General features: G+C 71.7%; 19 protein-coding genes. 8 read left to right on the top strand and 11 right to left on the bottom strand.

Going from position 1 to position 23,953, the window contains the following annotated elements; all coding sequences use genetic code 11:
* Window positions 1-27: 27 nt before the first annotated feature.
* From ABZU75_RS13880 to ABZU75_RS13865, 4 genes are all read left to right on the top strand, one after another.
* Window positions 28-813 (top strand): ABC transporter permease, encoded by a 786-nt coding sequence (locus tag ABZU75_RS13880; RefSeq protein WP_355553558.1) that lies wholly within the window; start codon window positions 28-30, stop codon window positions 811-813.
* A gap of 200 nt (window positions 814-1,013) precedes the next feature.
* On the top strand, window positions 1,014-2,408 hold the full coding sequence (locus ABZU75_RS13875; RefSeq protein ID WP_355553516.1) for an FAD-dependent oxidoreductase: 1,395 nt from the start codon (window positions 1,014-1,016) through the stop codon (window positions 2,406-2,408).
* A gap of 68 nt (window positions 2,409-2,476) precedes the next feature.
* On the top strand, window positions 2,477-3,364 hold the full coding sequence (locus ABZU75_RS13870; protein ID WP_355553513.1) for an alpha/beta hydrolase: 888 nt from the start codon (window positions 2,477-2,479) through the stop codon (window positions 3,362-3,364).
* A 5-nt stretch (window positions 3,365-3,369) separates the two neighbouring features.
* Window positions 3,370-4,401, top strand: a complete 1,032-nt coding sequence (locus ABZU75_RS13865; RefSeq protein WP_355553509.1) for a BadF/BadG/BcrA/BcrD ATPase family protein — start codon at window positions 3,370-3,372, stop codon at window positions 4,399-4,401.
* 117 nt (window positions 4,402-4,518) lie between these two features.
* Here the strand turns inward: ABZU75_RS13865 and ABZU75_RS13860 are convergent, their stop codons facing one another.
* The 7 genes from ABZU75_RS13860 to ABZU75_RS13830 all read right to left on the bottom strand — a co-directional run bounded on the left by ABZU75_RS13860 (window position 4,519) and on the right by ABZU75_RS13830 (window position 13,587).
* Window positions 4,519-6,447 (bottom strand): propionyl-CoA synthetase, encoded by a 1,929-nt coding sequence (locus ABZU75_RS13860; RefSeq protein ID WP_355553506.1) that lies wholly within the window; start codon window positions 6,445-6,447, stop codon window positions 4,519-4,521.
* An 84-nt stretch (window positions 6,448-6,531) separates the two neighbouring features.
* The gene (locus ABZU75_RS13855) at window positions 6,532-7,803 is read right to left on the bottom strand and encodes an FAD-dependent oxidoreductase (protein WP_355553503.1); all 1,272 of its coding nucleotides are present in this window, start codon (window positions 7,801-7,803) and stop codon (window positions 6,532-6,534) included.
* 70 nt (window positions 7,804-7,873) lie between these two features.
* Entirely contained in the window at window positions 7,874-9,079 is a 1,206-nt protein-coding gene (locus ABZU75_RS13850; RefSeq protein WP_355553500.1) for a helix-turn-helix domain-containing protein, read from the bottom strand.
* A 288-nt stretch (window positions 9,080-9,367) separates the two neighbouring features.
* Window positions 9,368-11,341 carry a S9 family peptidase gene (locus ABZU75_RS13845; RefSeq protein ID WP_355553497.1) on the bottom strand — a complete coding sequence of 658 codons (1,974 nt, stop codon included), beginning with the start codon at window positions 11,339-11,341 and terminating at the stop codon, window positions 9,368-9,370.
* Window positions 11,342-11,410: 69 nt separating this feature from the next.
* Window positions 11,411-11,677, bottom strand: coding sequence for a hypothetical protein (locus ABZU75_RS13840; RefSeq protein ID WP_355553494.1), 267 nt, complete (start codon window positions 11,675-11,677; stop codon window positions 11,411-11,413).
* 144 nt (window positions 11,678-11,821) lie between these two features.
* The gene (locus ABZU75_RS13835) at window positions 11,822-12,493 is read right to left on the bottom strand and encodes a response regulator transcription factor (RefSeq protein WP_355553491.1); all 672 of its coding nucleotides are present in this window, start codon (window positions 12,491-12,493) and stop codon (window positions 11,822-11,824) included.
* The gene (locus ABZU75_RS13830; protein ID WP_355553488.1) at window positions 12,490-13,587 is read right to left on the bottom strand and encodes a histidine kinase; all 1,098 of its coding nucleotides are present in this window, start codon (window positions 13,585-13,587) and stop codon (window positions 12,490-12,492) included. Before ABZU75_RS13830 ends, ABZU75_RS13835 begins: the two co-directional genes overlap by 4 nt.
* A gap of 148 nt (window positions 13,588-13,735) precedes the next feature.
* Here ABZU75_RS13830 and ABZU75_RS13825 point away from each other — a divergent pair, with 148 nt between their 5' ends.
* The gene (locus ABZU75_RS13825; protein ID WP_355553485.1) at window positions 13,736-14,869 is read left to right on the top strand and encodes a lipase; all 1,134 of its coding nucleotides are present in this window, start codon (window positions 13,736-13,738) and stop codon (window positions 14,867-14,869) included.
* Window positions 14,870-14,977: 108 nt separating this feature from the next.
* Here ABZU75_RS13825 and ABZU75_RS13820 read toward each other — a convergent pair whose 3' ends face one another.
* A complete protein-coding gene (locus ABZU75_RS13820; RefSeq protein ID WP_355553482.1) occupies window positions 14,978-15,262 on the bottom strand; it encodes a hypothetical protein in 285 nt (94 codons plus the stop codon).
* Here ABZU75_RS13820 and ABZU75_RS13815 point away from each other — a divergent pair.
* Entirely contained in the window at window positions 15,261-16,340 is a 1,080-nt protein-coding gene (locus ABZU75_RS13815) for a lipase (RefSeq protein ID WP_355553479.1), read from the top strand. The two genes, ABZU75_RS13820 and ABZU75_RS13815, sit on opposite strands and share 2 nt — an antisense overlap.
* A gap of 18 nt (window positions 16,341-16,358) precedes the next feature.
* On the opposite strand, the gene ABZU75_RS13810 is transcribed toward ABZU75_RS13815, so the two are convergent.
* Together ABZU75_RS13810 and ABZU75_RS13805 are read right to left on the bottom strand one after the other, a co-directional pair.
* Window positions 16,359-16,739, bottom strand: coding sequence for a phosphotransferase (locus tag ABZU75_RS13810; RefSeq protein ID WP_355553476.1), 381 nt, complete (start codon window positions 16,737-16,739; stop codon window positions 16,359-16,361).
* Window positions 16,730-17,425 carry a TetR/AcrR family transcriptional regulator gene (locus ABZU75_RS13805; protein ID WP_355553473.1) on the bottom strand — a complete coding sequence of 232 codons (696 nt, stop codon included), beginning with the start codon at window positions 17,423-17,425 and terminating at the stop codon, window positions 16,730-16,732. Before ABZU75_RS13805 ends, ABZU75_RS13810 begins: the two co-directional genes overlap by 10 nt.
* A gap of 110 nt (window positions 17,426-17,535) precedes the next feature.
* Here ABZU75_RS13805 and ABZU75_RS13800 point away from each other — a divergent pair, with 110 nt between their 5' ends.
* Entirely contained in the window at window positions 17,536-19,242 is a 1,707-nt protein-coding gene (locus ABZU75_RS13800; RefSeq protein WP_355553470.1) for an amidohydrolase, read from the top strand.
* A gap of 91 nt (window positions 19,243-19,333) precedes the next feature.
* Window positions 19,334-20,935, top strand: a complete 1,602-nt coding sequence (locus ABZU75_RS13795; RefSeq protein WP_355553466.1) for a CocE/NonD family hydrolase — start codon at window positions 19,334-19,336, stop codon at window positions 20,933-20,935.
* A gap of 28 nt (window positions 20,936-20,963) precedes the next feature.
* On the opposite strand, the gene ABZU75_RS13790 is transcribed toward ABZU75_RS13795, so the two are convergent.
* Window positions 20,964-23,798 carry a PEP/pyruvate-binding domain-containing protein gene (locus ABZU75_RS13790; RefSeq protein ID WP_355553463.1) on the bottom strand — a complete coding sequence of 945 codons (2,835 nt, stop codon included), beginning with the start codon at window positions 23,796-23,798 and terminating at the stop codon, window positions 20,964-20,966.
* Window positions 23,799-23,953 lie beyond the last annotated feature (155 nt).

Raw genomic sequence — 23,953 nt, 5'->3', positions numbered from 1 at the left:
GAGGCACCCACCAGGCGGAGGTCCCCGCTGAACACGAGGCGGCTGGGTGACCGGCTGCTCCGGGTCTACGTCTGGCTGATCATCGCCTGGCTGTTCCTGCCGATCGCCGTCATGATCGTGTTCGGCTTCAACGACACCCAGAGCAAGTCGAACGTGACCTGGCAGGGCTTCACCCTCAGGTGGTGGGGCCGCCTGGACGAGTATCCGGAGCTGGTCACAGCGGTGGTCAACTCGCTCAAGATCGCCGTGCTGGCCACGGTGATCACGACGCTGATCGGCACGCTCATGGGCCTGGCCCTGGGCCGCTACCGCTTCCGCGGGCAGGGCGCGACCAACCTGGTGATGTTCGCCGCGATCGCCTCGCCCGAACTCGTCATGGGCGCCTCGCTGCTCTCGCTGTTCATCAGCGCCGGCGTGCAGACCGGCTTCGCGACGGTGGTCATCGCGCACGTGCTCTTCTCGCTCTCCTTCGTGGCGATCACCGTGCGCGCCCGGGTGATCGGGCTCGACCGGTCGATCGAGGAGGCGGCGCGCGACCTGGGCGCGTCCACCTGGACGACGTTCTGGCGGGTCACCTTCCCGATGATCCTGCCCGGTGTCGTCTCCGGCGCGCTGCTGGCCTTCGCGCTCTCCATCGACGACTTCGTGATCACCCAGTTCACCAGTGGTGCCACCCAGACGTTCCCACTGTGGATCTGGGGTGCCACCCGTATCGGGGTGCCGCCTCAGGTCAACATCCTCGGGACGCTTATATTCGCGGTAGGCGTCGCCATCGCCGTGTTCAACACGGTCAACTCGCGCCGCCGCACCTAGCCGCCGTCAAGCCCCGTGCCCTCACCGGGTGGCGCGGGGCTTCGGTGTATCCGGATGCCCGCAAGGACATCCATGACAGAACATCCACGGCACAGAACAGGGAGGCGAGATCGGATTCAGGCGGGGGGAACCCGCGCGTGATCTTCACGACCACGCGATACACACAGATAAAACCTGACTCACGTAGGGAAGTGAGATTTGTGGATCCGCTGAAGGCTCTTGCTGATGCGGAGCGCAAGCCGTACTGGCTCGACAGTCCGGCGAAACCCGAGCCGCTGGCGCGGCTCTTCGGTGAGACGAGCGCCGACCTGGCAGTGGTCGGCGGAGGATTCTCAGGGCTCTGGACCGCCCTGATGGCAAAGGAACGCGACCCGTCACTTGACGTCGTCCTGCTTGAGGGACGGAGGGTCGGCTGGGCGGCCTCCGGTCGCAACGGTGGCTTCGCACTGGCAACGCTCACCCACGGTCTCGCCAACGGGCTGGAGCGCTGGCCCGAGGAGATCTCCACGCTCGAACGCCTCGGTGTCGACAACCTCGACGAGATCGGCGAGGCCATAGCCAGGTACGGCATCGACTGCGGCTACGAGCGCACCGGCGAGCTGCACGTGGCCGCCGAGCCGTGGCAGCTGGAGGAGATGAACCGGAGTATCGACATCGCCCGTGAGCTGGGCGCCCGCTTCGACGTCCTCGACGCGGAGGAGATCCGGGCGGAGGTGAACTCGCCCACCTACATCGGCGGCCACTGGGATCGCGACGGCTGCGCCATGCTCGACCCCGCCCGGCTGGCCTGGGGGCTTCGGGAGGCCTGCCTCTCGGTGGGCGTGCGCATCTATGAGCGCACGCCGGTACGCACCATGAAGGACACCCCGACGAGCCTGGACCTGCTCACCCCGCACGGCCTGGTCAGGGCGCGCAACGTCGCGCTCGGCACCGGGGTGTTCCAGCCGCTGCTGCGGCGGCTGAGGCACCTCCTCGTGCCGGTCTACGACTACGCGCTGATGACCGAGCCGCTCTCCGCCGACCAGCTGGCCTCGGTGGGCTGGCAGAACCGGCAGGGGGTCGGGGACGCGGCCAACCAGTTCCACTACTACCGGCTGACCGAGGACAACCGGATCCTCTGGGGCGGCTACGACGCGGTCTACTACAACGGCGGCATGATCAAGCCCGAGTACGAGCAGCGTGACGAGACCTTCGTCAAGCTGGCCGAACACTTCTCCACCACCTTCCCCCAGCTGTCCGGGCTGCGCTTCACCCACAGGTGGGGCGGGGTCATCGACACCTGCAGCCGGTTCAGCGCCTTCTACGGCCGGTCGCACGGCGGGCGCCTGGCCTACGCCGCCGGATACACCGGTATGGGCGTCGGCGCGACCCGGTTCGGGGCGAACGTCATGCTCGACCTGCTCGCCGGGACGCGGACCGAGCGGACCGAGCTGCGGATGGTCAAGGAGAAGCCCGTCCCGTTCCCGCCCGAGCCGGTCCGCTCGGTCGGGATCCAGATGACCCGCTGGTCGATCGCCCAGGCAGACCTGCACCAGGGCCGCCGCAACCTCTGGTTGCGCACCCTGGACCGGATGGGCCTCGGGTTCGACTCCTAGGGACTGTCCCCGGCCCCGGCCGGGGACGGTCGTTGGCTTCCGGCACGCGGGCCGTACAGACTTGCACCATGTCGGAAAAGGTGAAGTTCACCGCCGGCGGGGTCACCCTCGCCGGCGACCTGCGGGTCCCGGTGGCACCGGGCCCGCACCCCGCCCTGGTCCTCACCGGCCCGTTCACCGGAACCCGGGACCAGGTCACCGGCCTGTACGCGTCCCGGCTGGCCGGAGCGGGATATGTGACGCTGGCGTTCGACCACCGCAACTGGGGCGAGTCGGGTGGCGAGCCGCGTAACCACGAGGACGCGCAGGGCAAGCTGGAGGACCTGCGGGCCGCGGTCTCGCTGCTGCGCTCGCGGCCCGAGGTGGACGTCGGCAGGATCGGCGCGGTCGGGATCTGCCTCGGCGCGGGCTACGCGCTCAGGTTCACCGCGTTCGACCCCCGGGTGAAGGCGTTCGCGGGCGTCGCGGGGGCGTACAACAACCCCTACGGCATGCGCGCGGGGATGTCGCCCGACGGATACCAGCGGGCGCTGGCCTCCTTCACGGAGGTGCTGGAGCGGCAGGACAGGAGCGGTGAGGTGGAGTACCTGCCCGCGGTGGCCGAGGAGGGCGAGGCGGCCATGCCGGGCGACGAGCCGTTCGCCTACTACGGCACCTCCCGAGGCGCCTCGGCGCACTGGAGCAACACGGTGACCCGGGCCTCGGTCCGAGAGCTGATCATCCTGGACAACATGACGGGTGCCGACTTCCTGTCACCCAAGCCGGGCCTTGTCGTGCACGGTGTGGTCGACCGCTTCTGTTCGCCCGAGGGCGCCGAGGAGGCCTACCGGCGGATGGACGACCCCAAGAGGCTGGTCTGGCTGGACACCCGGCTCCATATCGACCTCTACGACACCGAGCCACACGTCACCGGGGCGGTCGAGGCGGTCGCCGCGTTCTTCGGAGAGCACCTCTGAACGCGATGTGCGTCCTCGGACTGGACGTCGGCGGTACGTCCTCACGGGCGCTCCTGATCGACGCCGACGGCCGGCGGGCCGGATACGGCGTGGCCGGGGGCGGCAACCCGGCGGCCCACGGCAACGCCGTCGCCGTCGCCAACATCGGCCTGGCCCTGCGGCAGGCCCTGCACGGGACCGGCCCGGGCCTGGTGGCGGGGGCGGTCATCGGGATGGCGGGCGCCGGGGCGCTGGACCGCCTGGTGTTCGACCCCATGTGGGCCTCGGCCGGCCTGCGCTTCCGGCCCCGGCTCACCGGCGACCTGGGCATCGCCTTCGCCGCCGGTACGGCGGAGCCGCGCGGCACCGTGCTCATCGCCGGGACCGGGGCGATCGCCGCCAGGATCGAGGACGGCGAGCCCGTGTTGATCGCCGACGGGCTCGGCTGGCTCCTGGGCGACCAGGGCTCCGGCTTCTGGCTGGGCAGGCGGGCGGCCCGCGCCGCCGCCCACGCCCTCAGCCGGGGGGAGGCGGGCGGGACGTTGACCCGCCTCGTCGTCGACGCCCTGCTGGAGGGCGAGCCGCTCCCGCGGGGGAGGAGAACGGCTGGGCAGGACGGGCCCGCCGAGCAGGGCGGCGGGGCCGGGGGGACAGCGGCGGAGGCGGCGGAGGAGATGCGGGTGCTGGCGATCAAGCTGGTGGTCCGCGCCCAGTCGCGGCCCACGCTGGAGCTGGCCAGGCTCGCCCCGCTCGTCAGCCGGGCGGCGGCCCAGGGCGACCCGGTCGCCCTGGAGATCGCCTCCACCGCTGCCCGGCTGCTCTGCGAGACGGTGGCGGAGGTCCGCCCGGCGGGCGAGACGAGCCCGATCGTGCTGGCCGGGAGCGTGCTGACCGGCGAGGGACCTGTCGGCCCCGCGGTACGGGAGAAGCTGGGGGCCGCGACGGTCCTGGCGGGTGACGGCGCGGGCGCGGCGGCGTGGCTGGCCGGGCGGGAGGCGTTCGGCTGGGACCCGGCGACCGCCGCGCGGCTGCACGCCCGCATCGTCTCCGGCGACTGATCCCGGCGGTCGGCCGGGAGCGAACGCGCTCTCGGCCGGGTCGCCCCTCGCCACCGGAGAGGAGACCGGCTCGTTTCCGGAACGAACCGTACCGGCCTGAGAACCGGGGCAGACCTGTCAGCCGTCGCCGGAACCCGAGCGGAGTGGATCGGCGTCCCGGCCGTCCGGGGCGGTGGCGCCGCGCCCGACGATGGGTCGCAGCACGTCCAGCACCGTCGGGTCCTCGATGGTCGAGGGGACGGGTTCGTCGGAGCCCTCGGCGATGCCGCGCATGGTCTTGCGCAGGATCTTCCCCGACCTGGTCTTCGGCAGCGCCGGGACCACGTCCACCTGTTTCAGCGCCGCCACCGCGCCCACCTGCTCGCGGACGGCCAGGATCAGCTCGGCCCGCAGGGTCTCGACCTCGACCGTCGCCCCGCTCTTCAGCACCACGAAGCCACGCGGGACCTGCCCCTTCAGCTCGTCGGCGACCCCGATCACCGCGCACTCGGCCACCGCCGGGTGCGCGGCCAGCACCGCCTCCATGGACCCCGTCGACAGCCGGTGCCCGGCCACGTTGATCACGTCGTCGGTGCGGCCCATCACGAAGAGGTAGCCGTCCTCGTCGAGGTAGCCGCCGTCGCCGGTCAGGTAGTAGCCGGGAAAGGCCGACAGGTAGGACTTCACATAGCGCTCGTCGTCCTGCCAGAGCGTGGGGAGGGTGCCGGGCGGGAGCGGGAGCCGGATGCAGATCGCTCCCTCCTCGCCGGGGGCGCACTCGGCGCCCGAGGACCGCAGCACGCGCACGTCGTAGCCGGGGACGGGCACGGTGGGGGAGCCCGGCTTGATCGGCATGGGTTCCAGGCCGCGCAGGTTGGCCGCGACGGGCCAGCCGGTCTCGGTCTGCCACCAGTTGTCGACGACCGGGACGCCGAGCTTCTCCGCCGCCCAGTGGTAGGTGTCGGGGTCCAGGCGCTCCCCGGCGAGGAAGAGCGTCCGCAGCGACGAGATGTCACGGCCGCGCAGCAGGGCCGCCTCCGGGTCGGTCTTCCTGATCGCGCGGAACGCGGTCGGCGCGGTGAACAGCGCGTTCACCCGGTGCTCGGCGATCACCCGCCAGAACGCGCCCGCGTCGGGGGTGCCGACCGGCTTGCCCTCGTACAGCACCGTCGTGGCGCCCCGCAGCAGCGGCCCGTACACGATGTAGGAGTGCCCGACCACCCAGCCGATGTCGGACGCCGCCCAGAACACATCGCCGGGCGCGATGTCGTAGACGTTGGCCATGCTCCACAGCAGCGCCGCCGCGTGCCCGCCGTTGTCGCGTACGACGCCCTTCGGCAGCCCGGTGGTGCCGCTGGTGTAGAGGATGTAGAGCGGGTCGGTCGCCTTCACCGGCACGCACCCGGCGGGTTCGGCCGCAGCGTCGGCCCAGTCGACGTCCCGCCCGGGCACCAGCTCCGCCGGTGCCTGCTCGCGCTGGAGGATCACGCAGTGCGCGGGCCGGTGCCCGGCCAGGTCGAGCGCGGCGTCGAGCATCGGCTTGTACGGCACCACGCGGGTGGGCTCGATCCCGCAGGAGGCCGAGACGACCACCTTGGGGCGCGCGTCGTCGATCCTGGCCGCCAGCTCTTTGGGCGCGAACCCGCCGAACACCACCGAGTGCACGGCTCCCAGCCGCGCGCACGCCAGCATGGCGATCACCGCCTCGGGCACCATCGGCATGTAGATCACCACCCGGTCGCCCTGCTCCACCCCGAGGTGGCGCAGCACCCCGGCGAACCTGGCGACCTCGTCGCGCAGCTCGGCGTAGGTGTAGCGCCTGCCGGTGCCGGTCACCGGGCTGTCGTAGATCAGCGCGACCCGGTCGCCGTGGCCCGCCTCGACGTGCCGGTCCAGCGCGTTGTGGCAGGTGTTCAGCTCCCCGTCGGGGAACCACCGGTAGAAGGGCGGCGCCCCGGAGTCCAGCACCTCGCGCGGGGGCCTGCTCCAGGTGACCGCCTCGGCGGCCTCGGCCCAGAAGTCCTCCGGGTCGGTGATGCTGCGGGCAAACGCGTCAGCGTACGACATCAGGCCATCATGCTCTCCTGGGGGGCGCCCGGTCGAGGCCCCTCTCCGACCCTCGCGTGCGGAGTGACATGAAGGCGGGCTCGGTCATCCCATCACCGTGCCCGTCGAGTCCGCGTTGCGCGGCCGGGCACGACCGAAGGCGGCGAGCCCTATCTCCAACCCGGTGTGCTCACCGACGACGCGGTTCTCACCGTCGATCACGGCCCGCATCAGGCGCCCGACCATGGGGGCGTTCTTGAACTGGTTGCCACTGGTCCCGATCGCGACGTAGAAGCCCGCGCGTTCCGTGCCATCGTAGATCGGGGTCCAGTCCTCGGTGACGTCGTAGACGCCGGCGATGCCGGTCGGCCTGCCGGGCACACCGAGGTCGGGAAGGCGGCGGGCGGCACGCGTGACCTGTGCCTCGAAGACCTGCCGGGTGGGGTTGGGATTGATGGCGTCGGGATCGTCGACCCACTGCAGCTCGTCACACTCGGGCTCGGTGCCGCCGACCAACAGCCCGTCACCCGGGGCGCCCCGCATATAGATGCCGAGGTCGAGGTCGGCGATGCACGGGCCGATGCCCTCGCCGTTGTAGCCGGCCGGCGCGGGCATGTGGTGCACCTCCTGGCGCATCGGCCGGACGGTGACCGACCAGCCTGCGCCGACGCCCGCCAGCGCGTTCAGCTTGCCGGACCACGGCCCGGCCGCGTTGATGACGACGGGCGCGCTCACGGTCGTGCCGTCGTCGAGCCGGACACCGCTCACCGCACCGTCGCCGAGGACGGCGATCACCTGACGCCTGAACAGGAACTGCGCACCCCGCCGCTTCGCGCCGTTGGCGAGGTTGACGGCAGCCAGACCCGGGTCGTCGACGAAGCCGGCGTCCGGGGTCCACAGCGCACCCAGGCGCTTGTCCGTGTCCTCCCAGAAGGCCGGATCCTCGATGCGCTTCGGGGGCCAGAACCGGCCAGGGTCGAGCCCGGGCATTCGGCGGGCCAGCTCGTCGGCCTCCCAAACCTCGTACGGGATCCCCGCCCGGTCGAACATCTCGAGGACACGGTCCATCGGCGCGATGTCGACGTCCATGAACACCTTGCCGACGCGGTGGAACTTCGCCATCCCGGCGTCGTCCACGCCCTCGAGGTGGTCGGCCCACCTCTCCCAGCAGTGCTTGGACTCCCAGGACAGCGCAATGCCGTCCCAGGTCGAGTAGTTGAACCGGATCACAGCGCTGGACGCGCTGGTCGACCCCTGGCCGGGCCCGCTCGCCTTGTCGACCACCACCACCGAGCGGCCCGTCTTGGCCAGCTCGAAGGCGATCGAGGAGCCGATCACGCCGGCACCGACCACCACTACGTCTGCTGTCACACTCATGTGCAAAGTCTCGCCTCGTGTCAACGCAGGGCCCACCGACGACTGTCGAGGCCTCCCCGTCCCCGGTTCGTCACCTGCCGAGAAGCCCCTGCAGGCGGGCGAGCTTCAGCCCGAGGTGCAGGTCGAGCCGTACGCCGCCGCTTTTAAGGGATAGCCCGGTGATCTCCTCGATGCGCCCCAGCCGGTAGTACAGCGACGTGCGATGCACCTGCAGCCGCGCCACCGTGTGCCGCGAGTCGCAGCCCTCGTCCAGCCAGGTCTCCAGGGTCTCGGCCAGCGTGCCCTCGTGGTCGGACTCCATGAGGGTGCGCAGCCCGTCGGGGATGGCGTCCTCCGGCAGGTCGGAGAGCGGCAGCTGCACGAGCAGCCGGTAGACGCCGAGGTCATCCCACGCGGTCACCGTGCCGAAGCCGGTCACCTTCTGCGTGACGTCGAGCGCCTCGCGCGCCCGCCGCGCGCTCACCGAGGCGCGCGTGGGCCCGTCCACGACGGGACCGATGCCCACCCGCACCTGGACGCTGTCACCGAGCTGCTTGACCAGCTCGTCCTGCACCTGCTCGGCCACCCCTCGCAGGTCGGCCGCCCCAGGTGGACGTCGCCCGGCCAGGAGCAGCACGCCACGGCCGCCGGCGCGTGCCATCGACAGGCTCACCAGCGGCGTGGCCCGTCGCCCCGCCCGGCGCAGCACAGCGTGCAACGTAGTGCGCAGGTCCTCCTGCTCGGTCGAGCTCGCCTGCACCACGAGGACCGCGACCGAGCAGGCAGGGGGCAGCATCTCCTCGTCGGCCAGCAGGTCTGCGGCTGCGGAGCTGACCGCGGGGTCGTCGGAGATGAGGTCCCGCAACAGCTCGCGCTCGCGGCTGTCCCGCAGGTCGTCGACGAGGCGCTCGCGGAAGAGCAGCTGGCCCGCGTCCGCCGCGGCCTTCGCCGCTGCCTGCACCTCGTCCGCGGGTAGCCCCTCCTCGGGCTCGATGATCCAGAGGTAGCCGAACAGGAGCCCCTGGCAGCGGACAGGAAAGCAGATCCGGGGCAGCAGTTCGATCTCAGGCCGCCCGGCCACGCGCACCGGCCCCTCGGCCGTGGCGATGCCCTGGGCGACGGCGTGTGCCACGACCTCGTCCGGGGCGCGCATCTTCATGATGCTCGAGATCCGGTGCCGGTCGATGTGGTCGTCGTGGGCGGTGTGACAAATCAGGTTCATCTGAGGGTCGTCGATCGCCACCGCCAGGCTGATCCGGTCCGCGAGCGCCTGCGCGACCCGCTGCAGCTCGTCCACCTCGCACCACCACTCCTGCGTACGATGATTTTGCCATCCTCGCTCGCGAAGGGGACGAGCGAGCGCGTCGATACGTCGCCGGTCAGGGGCTCGACAGAAGGCGAGCCGAGCGGCACGGAAGGTGATCGTCATGGCAGGACGGTAAGTGGCGTGCGCCACGTCCGCCGGCCGACCGCGGATGGAAACCCGGGCCTGTCCGTTCACCCCTTGTCGAGGGCGGTGAATCAGCCCTCTTACCGCCAATCATCGCACGCTGCGCCATAGCCGGACCTTCGGGTACGAAGGGTGTCAGCCGCGGGCCGGCATGTGCTTCTGGAACCAGTCCACGACGCGGGTGCAGAAGTCGATCAGAGCCGGGAATTGACGGACGCCGTGGCCTTCCTGCGGGTAGATCACGAGCTGGGACTCGACGCTGTGCTCGAGCAGCGCCTGGTGGAACTCCTGGGCCTGCGTCGGGGGAGTGCAACGGTCCAGGGCGCCGGCGATGTTCAGGCACGGGGTGCGCACCTTGCCGGCGTGGGTGACGGGGCTCCTGGAGTGGAACTTGTCGCCGGGGACTTCCGGGTTCCCGTTGAGGAACAGCACGTCGAAGTAGGGGATGTTGCTGGTGAAGTGCTGGCTGTACCAGTTCGTCACGGGTGAGAACGGTACGGCGGCAGCCCAGCGCTGGTCCTGGGTGACCAGCCACGAGGACATGTAGCCGCCGTACGACCCGCCGATGAGGCCGACCCTGGCCGGGTCCACGATCCCGCGCTCGACGAGAGCGTCGATCGCGGACGTGAAGTCGGCCGTGTCCTCGCCGCCCATGTCCCCGAAGACCAGCCGGGCGAAGTCCTGCCCGCGGCCGGAGCTGCCCCGCGGGTTGGGGCTGAGGACGGCGTACCCCTGGGCCACCAGCAGCGGGGTATAGGAGGAGGACATCGACCAGGTGTTCCGGTAGGCCCACACCGGGCCACCGTGGATGTTCACCACGAGCGGGAAGGGCCCGTCCCCGGCGGGGACGCATAGGATCCCCTCGATTCGCAGCCCGTCCGGTGCGGTCCAGGCGACCGTCTCGGCCTTGCCCGCGACCGACAGCAGGTACTCGGTGCCCGGGTGTCCGATCCCCGCGAGCTCGACCCGGTCGTCACCCAGCACCACGACCCGTTGCGGCACCGAGTAGCCCTCCTCGACGAGCACCACGCGGCCGTCGGCGGACCAGGCCGCCTCCGGGTAGTCAGTGCCGCAGCTGGTGTCCGTGCTCGACCACAGCTCGGTGATCTTCCCGGTCACCGCGTCGTACACCGCGGCGACGGTCTCCAGGCCGCGGATCCCCAGGATTCCCAGGCGATCAGGGTCGATCCACTGGGTCGCGGTGACGTCCACCTCACCGGTGTCGACCCGCTCGAAGGCAGCACCGGGAGCGCCCAGCAGCAGGTCACCCGCGATGGCCCCGCGGTCGCTGCCCACCGCCTCGACCACCGCCAACCGTCCCCCGGAAGGCGAGGCCGCGGGCCAGCCGAGCTGCACCTCGGAGCGGGCCAGTTCGGTAACCGCCCCGTCGAGGCCCAGGCGGGAGAGCGCGGCCGTGTACCAGGCGGCCTCGCCCGGAGCAGGGCTGGTGACCGCGACGACCGCGTCGGGGCCGAGCCAGACCGCCTCCCAGATGTTGAGACCCTCCGGCGACAGCCTGGTGGTCGTACCTGCCGCGAGGTCGTGGATCCACAACGACCGCCACGACTCCTCCGTCACGCCGATCTCGACGCGCGGGTGCCAATCCGGCAGCTCCTCCTTCGGCTTGTACGTCGTGCCGCTCCCCTGATCACTGGCCAGATCGGCACCGAGCCCCGCCACCCCGAGCAGCACCTTCGTGCCGTCCGGCGACCAGGAACAGTACTCCACCGTCCCGGGCACGGCCGGGATCGCCTCCGCCTCACCCAGCTGACCGGTGCGCAACAGGTACAGCTGGAACCGGCCTGCCTCCGTACGGTCCGACAGGAATGCCACCGTCGCCCCGTCCGGGGAGAAGCGCGGCTGCCGCGAGGAACCGGACGGCCCCGTCAGCGGCCGCAGGTCCGCACCGTCGACCAGGAAGCAGGCCTGGCGTGGAAGGCCGGCCAGCTCGTCGTACACGAGGCCGGTCACGGCGATCCGCGACCCGTCGGCGGAGCAGGACGGCTCCAGCAGCTTGTACGGCTGTCCCAACGCCGGCTCGTGCAACCGCCGGAAATACTCTTCGACCTGGCCCCAAGTGGCGCTGCCGCGCACGTCCCCACCGCTCATGGGCGGACCCTACGCGATGGGGCGGTCCATCTCCTATCGACTCAGGTCGGAAACCGGAGGGCCTGGACTCTACGGGTGTCGAGGCCAGAACTCCTTGGAGGGGCCGATCGCGACGAAACACTCGCAGTCAGGGGTGTCGCTGTAGATCCCCACGCGGTAGGCGCCGGCCCTGTCCAAGCGTCCGACACTGAAGTCGGTGGACCAGACGCCCACCGGGCCCATCAAGCCCTGGACCGGGCGGCTCCACGACGTGCCGTCCCGGATCCGATCATCGATCCAGCCGGAATCGTCAACCTGAACGTATGCCGACGAGACCGGCTCGGCGGAGTCCTCCACGAGTATTCACATGCCGCTTGAACTGCATGGATAGAGTTTTCGGCAGGCGCAGGGCTGTGATGATCCAGGCGCGTGAGTCGAAGTACACCCCGCTGCCGGTGTCGCGGGCGGCGAGAGTGGCGCGTAGCCGCGTGCGTCGTTCGTCTACCTGCTCCGCTTGGCGGCGGTGACCAGGCCTGATTCGTAGGCGACGATGACGAGCTGGGCGCGGTCGTGCACGTCCAGCTTCGACAGCAGCCTGCGTACGTGGGTTTTAACCGTGGAGATGCTGAGCCCCAAGTGCGCGGCGATCTGGGGGTTGGTCAGGCCGCGGGCGATGAGCGTCAGCACCTCGCGCTCGCGCCCGGTCACCGCCGCCAGCTCGCGCGCGATCAGGGGCTCGGCCGCCTCCTTGCGGGCGAACTCGGCGATGAGCCGGCGCGTGACCGTCGGCGCGAGCAGCGCCTCGCCGGAAGCGACCACCCGAATCGCGGCCAGCAGGTCGGCTGGCGGGATGTCTTTGAGCAGGAATCCGCTGGCCCCGGCGCGGAGCGCCTCGTAGACGTACTCGTCGAGGTCGAAGGTGGTCAGGATGATGATGTGGACCTGCGACAGAGCCGGGTCGGCGCGGATGTTGCGGGTCGCGGCCAGTCCGTCCATGTCGGGCATGCGGACGTCCATGAGCACGACGTCGGGCCTGGTGCGCGCGGCCAGTTCGACGACCTGGTCGCCGGTGCCCGCCTCGCCGACGGCGACCATGTCGTCGGCGGTGCCGACCAGCCTGGTGAGGGTGGCGCGCAGCAGCGGCTGGTCGTCGGCGATGGCGACCCTGATCACGGGGTGTCCTTCAGCGCGTAGGGGAGGCGGGCAAGGACGCGGAAGCCGCCGCCCGGGTCCGGGCCGGCGGTGAGCTGCCCGCCGTACATGAGGCAGCGTTCGTGCATGCCGAGCAGCCCGTGGCCGCCCCCGTCGCGCGGCGTGCCCCGGCCTTCGTCGGCCACCTCGACCTCCACCACCCCTGCCTTCGGTACGGTGACCCGCACCCGACAGCCGGTTCCCGCGTGCTTCACCACGTTGGTCAGCGCCTCCTGGACGATCCGGTAGACAGCCAGGCCGACCCCCTCGGGCAGATCCTCGGCCTCGACGCGCAGGTCCACCTCGACCCCCGCGTGCGCGGCCAGCGCGTGCAGGTCCTGCAGCCGGGGCGCGGGCGCCGTGCCCTGGGTGCTGGTCTGCGAGCGCAGCATGCCGAGCATCGCGCGCATCTCCAGCATCGCCTCCCTGCCGGTGGTCTCGATGAGCCGCAGCGCCTCGCGCGCCTCCTGGGGACGGGTCTCGGCGACGAGCCCGGCAACCCCCGCCTTCATCGTGATCAGGCTCATGCTGTGCGCGACGACGTCGTGCAGGTCTCTGGCGATCCGCAGCCGCTCCTCGACCACGGCCCGCTCCGCCGTACGCGCGGCAAGAAGATTCTTCTCGCGTACGGCCAGGCCTGCCGTCCAGGACAGGCCCATGAGGGCCAGGCCGAACCCAGCGCTGCCGAGCGCCTGCGTCCAGGACGGCCAGGCGGCGGCGAGCAGGGCGGCCGCCACGCAGACGAGGGACGCGGCCAGTCCGGTGACGGCCCGCCTGCGCGGCTTCTGCGCACCGACCGAGTAGAGCACGACGGCGACCGGCAGGTAGGCGGAGTCCACGCCCATAAGCAGCGCGGCGACGGCTGCGGCCAGCGACACCGCCAGCGAGGGCAGCGGCCACCCGCGCCGGGTCGCGACCGGCAGTGCGGCCAGGGCGGACAGCGCGGTCGCCGGTGGCAGGCCGGTCCTCAGCTGGGCCGCGGCGGCGAAGGCGGCGGCCAGCAGCAGCGCGGCCGCCACGTCCAGGGCCACCCAGTGGCCGTGGCGCAGCCTGTGCACCACCAGGGTCTCGTTCACCAGCCGACAGTATCCGCGCAGGTCACCGGCCGGGAAGTAACATCGTCCGCGAGGAGGAGCAGCGGTTTTCGCGTAGCGTCCTGGGTTGAGGCGAGATTCGTTCCGCGGCGCGATGCCGTACGCCTGCCCGGACGGCAGCGTGGAGAGCATGAAACGAACAACTCTCGTGATCGGCGTCGTCGCGCTCCTGGCGGTGGCCGCCGCCCCGGCAGTCGCGGCCACGGCCCCGGTGCGGTTCGAGCCGCCGTCCCCCACCGGCCCGCACAAGATCGGCACGGTCGCGCTGCACCTGGTCGACAAGTCCAGGACCGACCCGTGGGTGGCAGGGAACAAGCGCGAACTGATGATCAGCATCTGGTATCCGGCGCGCAAGACGGCGGGATACCCGGTCGCGCCGTGGATGCCGAAGGCGGCTGCCGACCGCTATCTGCGCGCGCTCGGCGTGCCGCCGGGCAAACTGGTGCTGGGCGCGACGGACGGTCATCTGGGCGCCCCTGCCGACCGGCGGCTCGGGAAGCTGCCGGTGGTGCTGTACTCGCCGGGCGCCAACGCCTCGCGCTCCTACGGGACCGGGGTGGTCGAGGAGCTGGCCAGCCGCGGCTACGTGGTGGTGACTATGGACCACACCTACGACGCGGCCGTCGTGGAGTTCCCCGGCGGCCGGGTCGCCACCAACCCCAAGGGTGAGATCACCGACTTCGTCAAGGCGGCCAAGGTGCGCGCCGACGACACCAGGTTCGTGCTCGACCAACTGGCCGCGCACAAGCTCCCGGCGGGGTTGTCGGGGGTGCTGGACATGAAGCGGATCGGGATGTTCGGCCACTCCCTCGGCGGCGCCTCCACCTCCTCGGCCATGTACGCAGACAAGCGCATCAAGGCCGGGCTCGGGCTCGACGGCGCGGTGCTCGGTCCGGTCGCGGAGGCCGGGCTGGACCGGCCATACCTGGTGGTCGACACCCCGGGCAAGGGCGGGCTGGCCACCAACCCCGTCCTTCGGACGTTCTGGAAGAACCTGCGCGGCTGGCGGCTCAACCTCACCGTCAAGGGGGCGGCGCACAACTCCTTCGGCGACGACGCCCGGCTCATCAGGAAGGTCGCGCCTCTGATCGGGCTGCCAAAGGAGGAGCTGGCAGGATCCGTCGGGACGATCACGGAGAAGCGGGCGCTGGCCTTCCAGCGGGCCTACCCGCTGGCCTTCTTCGACCGGTTCCTGCGCGGGCGGAAGTCCCCGCTGCTGGACAGGCCGACGCCGCGCTTTCCCGAGGTGACCTACACCAGGTAGGTCACTCACAACCCGGAACGGGCCGCCCGAGTGACGCGGCCAGGGCGCTGGCGATGAGCTTCTTCCATCGCGGGTAGGCGACCTGGACGGACTGGGTGAGGGTGCCGGTCAGCGAGATGCGGTGCTCGCGCGAGCGTACTCGAAGGCACCGAAGAAGCCGCCGTGGCCCCAGACGGTCCCCTCGCCGACCTTTTCCACGGCCATAGCGAGCAGGGTGTAGCCGGTGTCGGAGTAGTGGTAGACCTCGCCACGGGTGGGCGAGTGGGGGCGAAACTGCTCCTTGATAGCTGCTTTTGTACCGAGCTCCTCGACCTTCGTACCCTTCTGGGCTGACAGCAGGTTCGGTCGCGCGGCCGAGGCGGGCGGCCCGGCCGGAGGCGAGCCTGGAGACATGAAGCGAACCACCTTCCTCCTCGCCTGCCTCTTGGTGCTGGTCACCGCGTGCTCGGAGCGGCAGTCGGTCACGTTCGAGCTGCCCAAGCCGTCCGGGCCCCACCCGGTGGGCACGACCGCGACGCGCCTGGAGGACACGGGGCGCGGGCGGGAGCTGATGATCAGCCTGTGGTACCCGGCCAAGACGACGGCCGGCCTTCCTGTGGCACCGTGGATGCCCAAGGCAGCAGCCGAGCACTATATGCGCGACCAGGGCATCACCGGGCTACGCCTGGACCGCACCAGCGGATATGAGGGCGCGCCGATGGACACCGGGCTGGGCAAGCTGCCCGTGATCCTGTACTCGCCCGGCCTCGACGCCTCCCGCTCCTACGGGACCGGAGTCGCGCAGGAGCTGGCCAGCCGCGGCTTCGTCGTGGTCACGATCGACCATCCGTACGACGCGGCCGTCGTGGAGTTCCCCGGCGGCCGGGTGGTCGCCGGAAAGCAGCCCACCGACCTCGACCAGGCCGTCGTCGTCCGGGTGGCCGACGTGCGCTTCGTCCTCGACCAGCTCCCTTCGCTCGACAAGGCGGGCTCGTTCGACCTGGAGCGCATCGGGATGTTCGGCCACTCGCTCGGCGCCTGGACCACGGCGTCCGCCATGTTCGCCGACACGCGGATCAAGGCCGGGTTCGGGCTGGACGGCGCCAAACTCGGCAAGAGTGACGAGGGCCGGGGGGCTCTGGACCGCCCATTCGTCGTGGTGGACACTACGGGCAAGGGCGGCATGGACAAGAACCCCCTGGTCCGGCAGTTCTGGGACAAGCTGACCGGGTGGCGGCTGCACCTCACGATCAAGGGCGCTGGGCATAACTCCATGGGCGACGACGTGGTGCTGATCCGGCTGGCTGCCGCGCAGCTGGGGTTGGAGAAGGCGGAGCTGGAGGAGCTGGTGGGGACCATCCCGGTGGAACAGGCGCTCGCCTTCCAGAGGGAGTACCCGGCGGCCTTCTTCGACGAGCACCTCCGCAGCCATCCCTCCGCCCTGCTCAAGGCCCCTTCGGCGCAGTTCCCCGAGATCGGCTACCAGCGTTGATGCGGATTGCACGCCGCGTCACGGTCCGCCTCGGCGATGGCCCCTGTCGTTTGCAAGGGGTGTGGGGTGCGGAAACTCAGCCGCCGAGGTTGACCTGGGTGTGTGTGGCTCGAGCGGGTCCGCCAGGCGCGCCGTGACGACCTCGGCGGTGCGCGACGCCGGATCGGTACGGCATTCCCGCTGGAACGCCCGTAGCAGGGCACGCCTGCGAAGCCGGGCGGCGAACCCCGAGGCGTCACTGCTCCCCACCAGCACGAGGGTCTGGGCCACGTCCGCCGCGGGATCCCCGGCGGCGGCGTTGCACCAGTCGATGACACTCGGTCCGCGGCCGGTGAGGATGACGTTATCGTCGCCGAGCGCGTACACGTCCGCGGTCCTGCCCCTGGCGATCAGCTCCACGGCCGTTTCCCGTCATCACCGGATTCCCGGACGATGGAGTCGAGCAGGAGCCCGAGCGCGGTCTCGAACAGCTCGTCCGGATCGACCTTGGGGAGATGGTCGCGGATCGCGTGGATGTGGGGGTGGGAGTCGGGGTCGGCCGCGCGGTAGGCAAGGCTCGCCCCGGCGACCTCGGCCGCCTTGGTCTCGGGGGCGAGGCTGTGGAAGGCGGCCTCCCCGCCCGACCACAGGAGCGCGAAGTCGGCGACGACCCGGTAGAGCATCGCCGCCCGGGTGCCGTCGAAACCGGCGCCGATCAGTGCGCCGATCATGGTGTCTGCCGCGCGCATCTCCGCGGTTCCCCTGGTCGTGCGCGGCCCGGACAGGGCCGCGGCCGCGGGGTGGGCGAGGTAGGTCGCGCGGATCCTGCGGCAGAGCTCGGCGAGGGTGTCCGCCCAGTACGGGGCCGCGGTGAAATCCTCGAACGCCTCCTGCAGCAGCCGGTCGGCGACGGCGAGCAGCAGGTCGTCACGGCCACTGAAGTGCCGGTAGACGGCGGTCTGGTCGGCGCCGAGCGCCCTGCCCAGCCGGGGCATGCTGAAGGCGGCCGCCCCGTCCTCGTCGAGCAGGCGCAGCGCCGTGCTCACGATGAGGTCGGGGGTGAGTGCCCCGCGGGGCAGGCGGGGACGTCGCTGAGGATTGCTCACCGGGTCATCATCTCAGGTCGCCTCCGCGTCCGGCTGGAATTCAAAGCCATGGACCAAACTATAGTCCAAGGCATTGACATCACTGTGTCCTGGGTGTTTGCTCAGGGGTCATGAACGAGAAGCCGGCGGACCTGGTTCTCATCGACGGCCCGGTTTTCACCGCCGATGCCGCCAGGTCGTGGACCGATGCGGTCGCCGTACGCCAGGGACGGATCGTGGCGCTGGGAGCGCCGGCCGTCAGGGAGCTGATCGGCCGCACCACCGAGGTGGTCGACCTGGCGGGCACCCTGACGATCCCCGGATTCGTGGACGCCCACGCGCACCCGGTCTTCGGGGGCCTGGGACGTGCCAGGTGCGACCTGCTCGCGGGAGAGGGGAACCTGGCCGCCCCGGCTTCGGCGGGCGCGGCCGAAACGCTGGCCCGTGTCGCCGCCTACGCCGCCGCGCACCCCGGCCGCCCCTGGGTCGTCGGCGGCGGCTGGTCGATGGACCACTTTCCCGGCGGCACGCCGCGCAGGGAGGACCTGGACCGCGTCGTGCCCGACCGGCCGGTGTTCCTGCTCAACCGCGACGGGCACGGCGCGTGGGTCAACAGCAGGGCACTGGAGCTGGCCGGTGTCGACCGGCACACCTCCGACCCGCCGGACGGCCGGATCGAGCGCGACCCCGACGGCACCCCGACCGGGACGCTGCACGAGAACGCGGCCGAGCTGGTCTCCCGGCTGCTGCCCGCCGTCTCGCCCGAGGAGTACGCGCAGGCGCTCATGGAAGGCCAGCGCCACCTGCACTCCCTTGGCGTCACCGGCTGGCAGGACGCCCTGGTCGGCGACTACCTGAGCTACCCCGACGCGCTGGAGACCTATCGCGCGGCCGCGGCCGACGGGCGGCTGACGGCCCGGGTGGTGGGTGCGCTGTGGTGGGACAGGGACGCGGGCGTGGCACAGCTCGACGACCTGGTCAGGCGCCGGGCCACGAGCACGGTCGGCCGGTTCGCCGCCACCTCGGTGAAGATCATGCAGGACGGCGTGTGCGAGAACTTCACCGCCGCGTTGCTGGAGCCGTACCGGTCGCCGGGCGGGGCAGGGGAGAGGCGGGGGCACAGCTACCTTGACCCGGGGGCGCTGGGCGAGGCGGTACGCCTGCTGGACGCCGAGGGTTTCCAGATCCACTTCCACACGATCGGCGACCGCGCGGTGCGCGAGGCCCTCGACGCGATCGAGGGTGCACGGGGCAGGACCGCCGATCCGGAGCCGTCGCGTGGGCGCGGCCACCGGGGAGACAACCGTCACCACCTGGCCCATCTGCAACTGGTCCACCCCGATGACGTGCCACGCCTGCGGCGGCTGCGGGTCGCGGCCAACATGCAGGCGCTCTGGGCGGTTCGCGACGAGCAGATGGCCGAACTGACGATCCCGTTCCTGGGCGAGGAGCGGTCACGGCGGCAGTACGCCTTCGGCGCGCTGCGGGAGGCGGGGGTCACGATGGTGGCGGGCAGCGACTGGCCCGTCTCCAGTGCCAACCCTCTGTGGGGGATACACGGCGCGGTCAACCGGCTCATCCCCGGCGACCGCGAGGGCGAGCCCTTCCTGCCCGAGCAGCGGCTGGCGCTGGCCGACGCGCTGAGCGCCTACACCGCGGGGGGAGCGTGGATCAACCACCTCGACCACCTCACCGGCACGATCGCCGTCGGAAAGTACGCGGACCTGACCGTGCTGGACCGCGACCCGTTCGAGGAACCGGCCCACGAGGTCGCGGACGCGCGGGTGGACCTCACCTTCGTCGAGGGCGTCCTGGTTCACGAGCGGACCTCCCGATGACCACGACCGGGGCCGGGCGGGCGACCCAGAGCGCCCTCCCGGTGACGACCTCGCCGAAGACCACCGGATCAACCTCAAGAGAGGATCCCTGATGGAAACCCTCAGGATCGGCCCGGCCCCTCTCCACCCGGGAGCCGAACAGTTCATGGTGCCCATGCGCGACGGCACCCGGCTGGCCACCGACGTCTACCTGCCGCCCGCACCCGGCAGGCACCCGGTCGTCGTCTCGCGCATGCCGTACGACAAGGCGAGCGCGTGGATGGCCGTCGACAGGATCGCGCCGCGCTACCTGGAGCGCGGCTACGTCTTCGTCGCCCAGGACGTACGCGGCAAGTTCCGCTCGGAAGGCGAGACCATGCCGTTCGTCCACGAGGTCGAGGACACCTACGACACGCTCGACTGGGTGGTGGGGCAGCCCTGGTCGGACGGGGCGGTCGCGATGACCGGCGACTCCTACCACGGCTACACGCAGTGGGCGGGAGTCGCCGGCGGCCACCCGGCGCTGCGGGCCGTCGCGCCCCGGGTGACCGGTACCGGCATCTCGGACATGCTCCTCGTCGGCCGGGTGAGCTGCCTGTATCAGGCCGCCTACTTCGCGCACATGTGGGTGGACCGGGACGTCCACTACTACGAGACCGACTGGTCGGTCCGGCCGCTGAGGGAGGTCTTCGAACCCGCCTTCTCCGCGATCGGAGCCCGCTCCGCGGCCGTGGACGCGATGCTGGCCGGCTGGCCGCCCGTCAACCCGTTCGCCTCCCGGCACCCGTTCACCGCACGCCCCGTCCCGGTGCTGCACCGGGTCGGCTGGTTCGACAACCTCATCGACCTGTCCATGCGCGACCACTCGGCGCAACTCGCCGTACCGGCCTGGCGGGACCTCGCCTACCTCGACGCCGACGCCTGCGACCACCACACCTACCATCTCGCCCAGGCCCCCGTCGTCCCCGCGGACGACCACGCGCTCGACGCCGCCCTGCTGGACCGGATCCTGCCCCGCTACCTCGGCCGGACGCTGGACTTCTTCGACGTGTTCGTACGAGGGCTGCGGCCGGTCACCTCGCTGTCGCGGGCGACGTGGTTCCAGGGGCACGACGGCGAGCGCACGGCGGGCGAGTGGCCGCCGCGGGACGCGGTGGAACTGCTCCTGCACCCGTCGGGGAACGCGCTGGCCACCACGCCGGAGACGGGTGCGCGCGTCGTCAGGTGGACGCACGACCCGGCCGATCCGGTCCCGTCGATGGTGAAGGATCCGTGGGTCTTCCTGCACGAGTACCCGGACGAGAGCCCGCTGCACGACCGGCCCGACGTGGTGGTCTTCACCGGCGAGCCCGCCGGGCGCCCGCTGGACCTGACCGGGCCGGTCAACGCCCTGGTCGCGGTCGAGACCGACGCGCCGAGCATGCACCTGTTCGTCAAGCTCCACGACGTGGCCCCCGACGGCTCCGCCCACATGATCTCCCGCGGGCAGGCGCTGATCACCGGGTCGGCGGGCGTCCAGGTCGATCTCGGCCACACCGGCTACCGGCTGAGGTCAGGCCACCGGCTGCGGCTCGTGCTCTCCTGCAGCGACTACCCGCTGTTCGCCCCGCACCCCGGCACCGCCGAGGACCCGTGGTCGGCGACCGCCACGCGCCCCTCGGTCCAGACCCTGCGCCCGGCGGCCACCTTCCTCTCCCTCACCGTCACCCCGTGAGCCCCTGACCGACATTCCGTGCCTGTGGTCAGGCGGCGGTGACGACACCGGAGGCGCCGTCGACGGTGATCTCCTGGCCGGTGACGATGTGCTCGGTCGCCCCGCTCACGCCCACCACGGCCGGGATGCCGTACTCGCGGGCCACCACGGCGCCGTGGGAGTTGGCGCCGCCCATCTCCATCACCAGGCCGCCCGCCGTCAGGAACAGCGGGGTCCAGCCGGGGTCGGTGGAGGGGCAGACCAGGATCTCCCCGGGTTCCAGGTGCGCGCCGACCGGGTCGAGGACGACCCTGGCGGCACCGGTGACGGTGCCCGCCGAGGCCGGGGTGCCGGTCAGCGCGCCGTCCACCGGTGCCCGTACGGCGGTGGCCTCCGGTTCGGTGCCGTCGGACAGCAGGACGCGGGGGACGTGCCTGCGGCGTAGTTCGCGGGCGGCCTCCGCACGCCGCCGCGCCACGAGTTCTCCCAGTGTGGCCTCCGCCGGCGCGATGGCCCTTGGCGAGGACGGGGCGCCAAGGGCCGCCCTGGCCTCGTGGAAGGTCAGGAAGAAGACGTCGTCGGCGCGGGAGAGCAGGCCACGGGAGGCCAGCTCGGCACCGACGGCCAGCAACTCGGCCCGCATCGCGGCCAGGGCGGTCACCACGACGTACTTGGGCATCTCACGCAGGCCCGCCAGCGCGCGGGTCCGGCCGAGCGCGAAGCGGACGAGGGGCCCGCGCGGCCCTCCGGCACGCCCGCTCAAGGTCTTGATCATGGCAGTGGCCTCGGTGGCGCCCCTGGCGAACAGCGCGTCGGGGGCCAGGGCCGGGTCCTCCAGCCGCAGGTAGTTGGCGAGGACGCCGAGGATGTGGGTCGGCTCCTCCGACCAGCGCGGCAGCCCGAGGTCGATCTCGGCGACCGCCCTGACGCCGTAGCCGGAGAGGAAGTCCGCCAGGCCGTCTCCCAGCACGCCGGGCAGCGTCCCGGCGTGGAAGCGTTCGGCCAGCTCGGCGGCGGGGGTGCCGAGCAGCAGGGAGGCGGCCTCGCCGTCCTCGCGGATGCGGGCGGCCAGCCGCCACAGCGCCAGGTCCATCTCGGTGGTCACGTTGTGCGGGAGCCCGCGCAGCACCGTCTCCAGCTCACCGGGCCGGGCCCGGTCGCCCAGCACCAGGGCGGCCAGGCCGAGCATCGCGAACCCGGCGGCCGCGGCCGGGGCGATGGTCGGCAGCAGCGGGAAGATCTGGCCGCCCAGCATCCGCTCGACATGGTCGAGACGCTCGGCCGGGGTGGCGCCCCGCGGTGCCGGGAGCCGTCCCCGCAGACGCTCCCGGAGCAGCTCCACGTCCCGGTGCGCCGAGGCGGGATCGCGCAGGGCCCGTACGAAGCGGCGCGGGATGTGGAAGCGGGCCGCGATCCGCATCGCCCGGCGCAGCGGCGGCCGGAGCGAGGGCTGGGTGACGCCGAACCGCGGGTCGTCGAACAGTCCGCGCAGCACCCTCGCGGACCTGGCCTCCATCACGTCGAGCACCTTCGGGAAGAGCACCCGGCCCACCCGGCTGCGAATGAGGCCGGTGACGTCGAAGAACAGCCGCCCGCCCGCCTCGGCGACGGGCGGGGCCCCGGCCGGCCGGTCGGCCACCGGCATCCCCAGCATCTCGGACACCGATGACGAGAGCAGCCTGAAGGCCGACATGCCCATGGGGGTGATCGGCCGGTGGAGACCCTGGGCCAGACTGAAGCAGAAGTAGATCCGGGTGTCGCCGGGCCCGGAACCTCCGGACGGCATCTCCACCGCGGTTCCCGTGCCGCCCGTCACGGCGGGAGCACCGCCCGCCGGGCTCGCGGTCGGCTCCGCGTGGTGGGGGATCGGGTAGAGGGTGGTGATGGGACGTGCCTGGGTCAGCCAGAGAACACCGGCGGCGTCGATGGCCCACTCGATGTCCTGGGGTGCCCCGTAGTGCCGCTCGACCCGGTCGCCGAGCTCGGCCAGCGCCGCCAGCCGCTCGTCGGTGACGCAGGCACTCTCCACGGGGTCCGCGGGGGTCTCGACGTGCTCGACGCCGCCGCCCGCCAGCGACCGTACGGCCACCTGCTTGTCTCCCAGGCGGCGCTCGGTGATCCGGCCGGTGGCGGTGTCGAGCACGAAGTGGTCGGGATTGACCGCGCCGGAGACCACGGCCTCGCCGAGACCGGGACTGGCGTCGATCACCGCCTCGCGCCGCCGCCCGGTGACCGGGTTGGCGGTGAACATCACCCCGGCCACCTCGGACTGGACCATCTCCTGGATGACGACCGCCAGGCGCACGGCGCCGTGGTCGATGCCGTTCGCGGCCCGGTAGGCGACGGCCCGGTCGGTCCAGAGCGAGGCCCAGCACCGCCGGACCGCGTCCAGCACGGCGTCGGCGCCGATCACGTTGAGGTAGGTGTCCTGCTGCCCGGCGAAACTGGCGTACGGCAGGTCCTCGGCGGTCGCGGAGGAGCGGACCGCGACGGGGCCGTTCGCGCCGCTCCTCGCGACGTCCGCGATGTCATCGGGGATCGGTGCGGCGAGCACGGTCTCACGGGCCTTGGCGGCCAGCGCGTTCAGGGCGGCGACGTCCTCGGCGGGCGTGGTGGCGAGCGCGGTGAGCAGATCCTTCAGCGCGGTCCGTTCGGTGACCCTGCGGTAGGCCTCGGTGGTGACGCACAGGCCCGGGGGAACGGGGAGCCCGGCGGTGGTGAGCACGCCGAGATTGGCCGCCTTGCCGCCGACCAGGGGCAGCATCTCCGCCCCGATGTCCTCGAATCTCAGGATGAGAGGCAGGGGCGCCTCCTGCCGAGACCCCGCCGGAGGTGTCGGGGATGGGATGTCGCCGGCCAGCCGGTCACGCTCCACGCCGTCCATCGGGCCGCTCCCTGTGTCGCTGCATCTGATGCGTGCTGCAACGTTAGGCCGGGGAGGCCAATAAATCAACAAGTGATGAATTATCTGCCGCGCCCGCCCGGCCAGGGCTTGTCATGCCTGTCCCGCCACCGCTCGGGGGCCCGGGAAACGGAACG

Origin of the sequence: Streptosporangium sp. NPDC005286, from assembly GCF_040607515.1 — a bacterium.
Classification (GTDB): domain Bacteria; phylum Actinomycetota; class Actinomycetes; order Streptosporangiales; family Streptosporangiaceae; genus Streptosporangium.
Note: the sequence above shows the minus strand (reverse complement) of the source record. Positions and strands in the feature narration are given on the sequence as shown.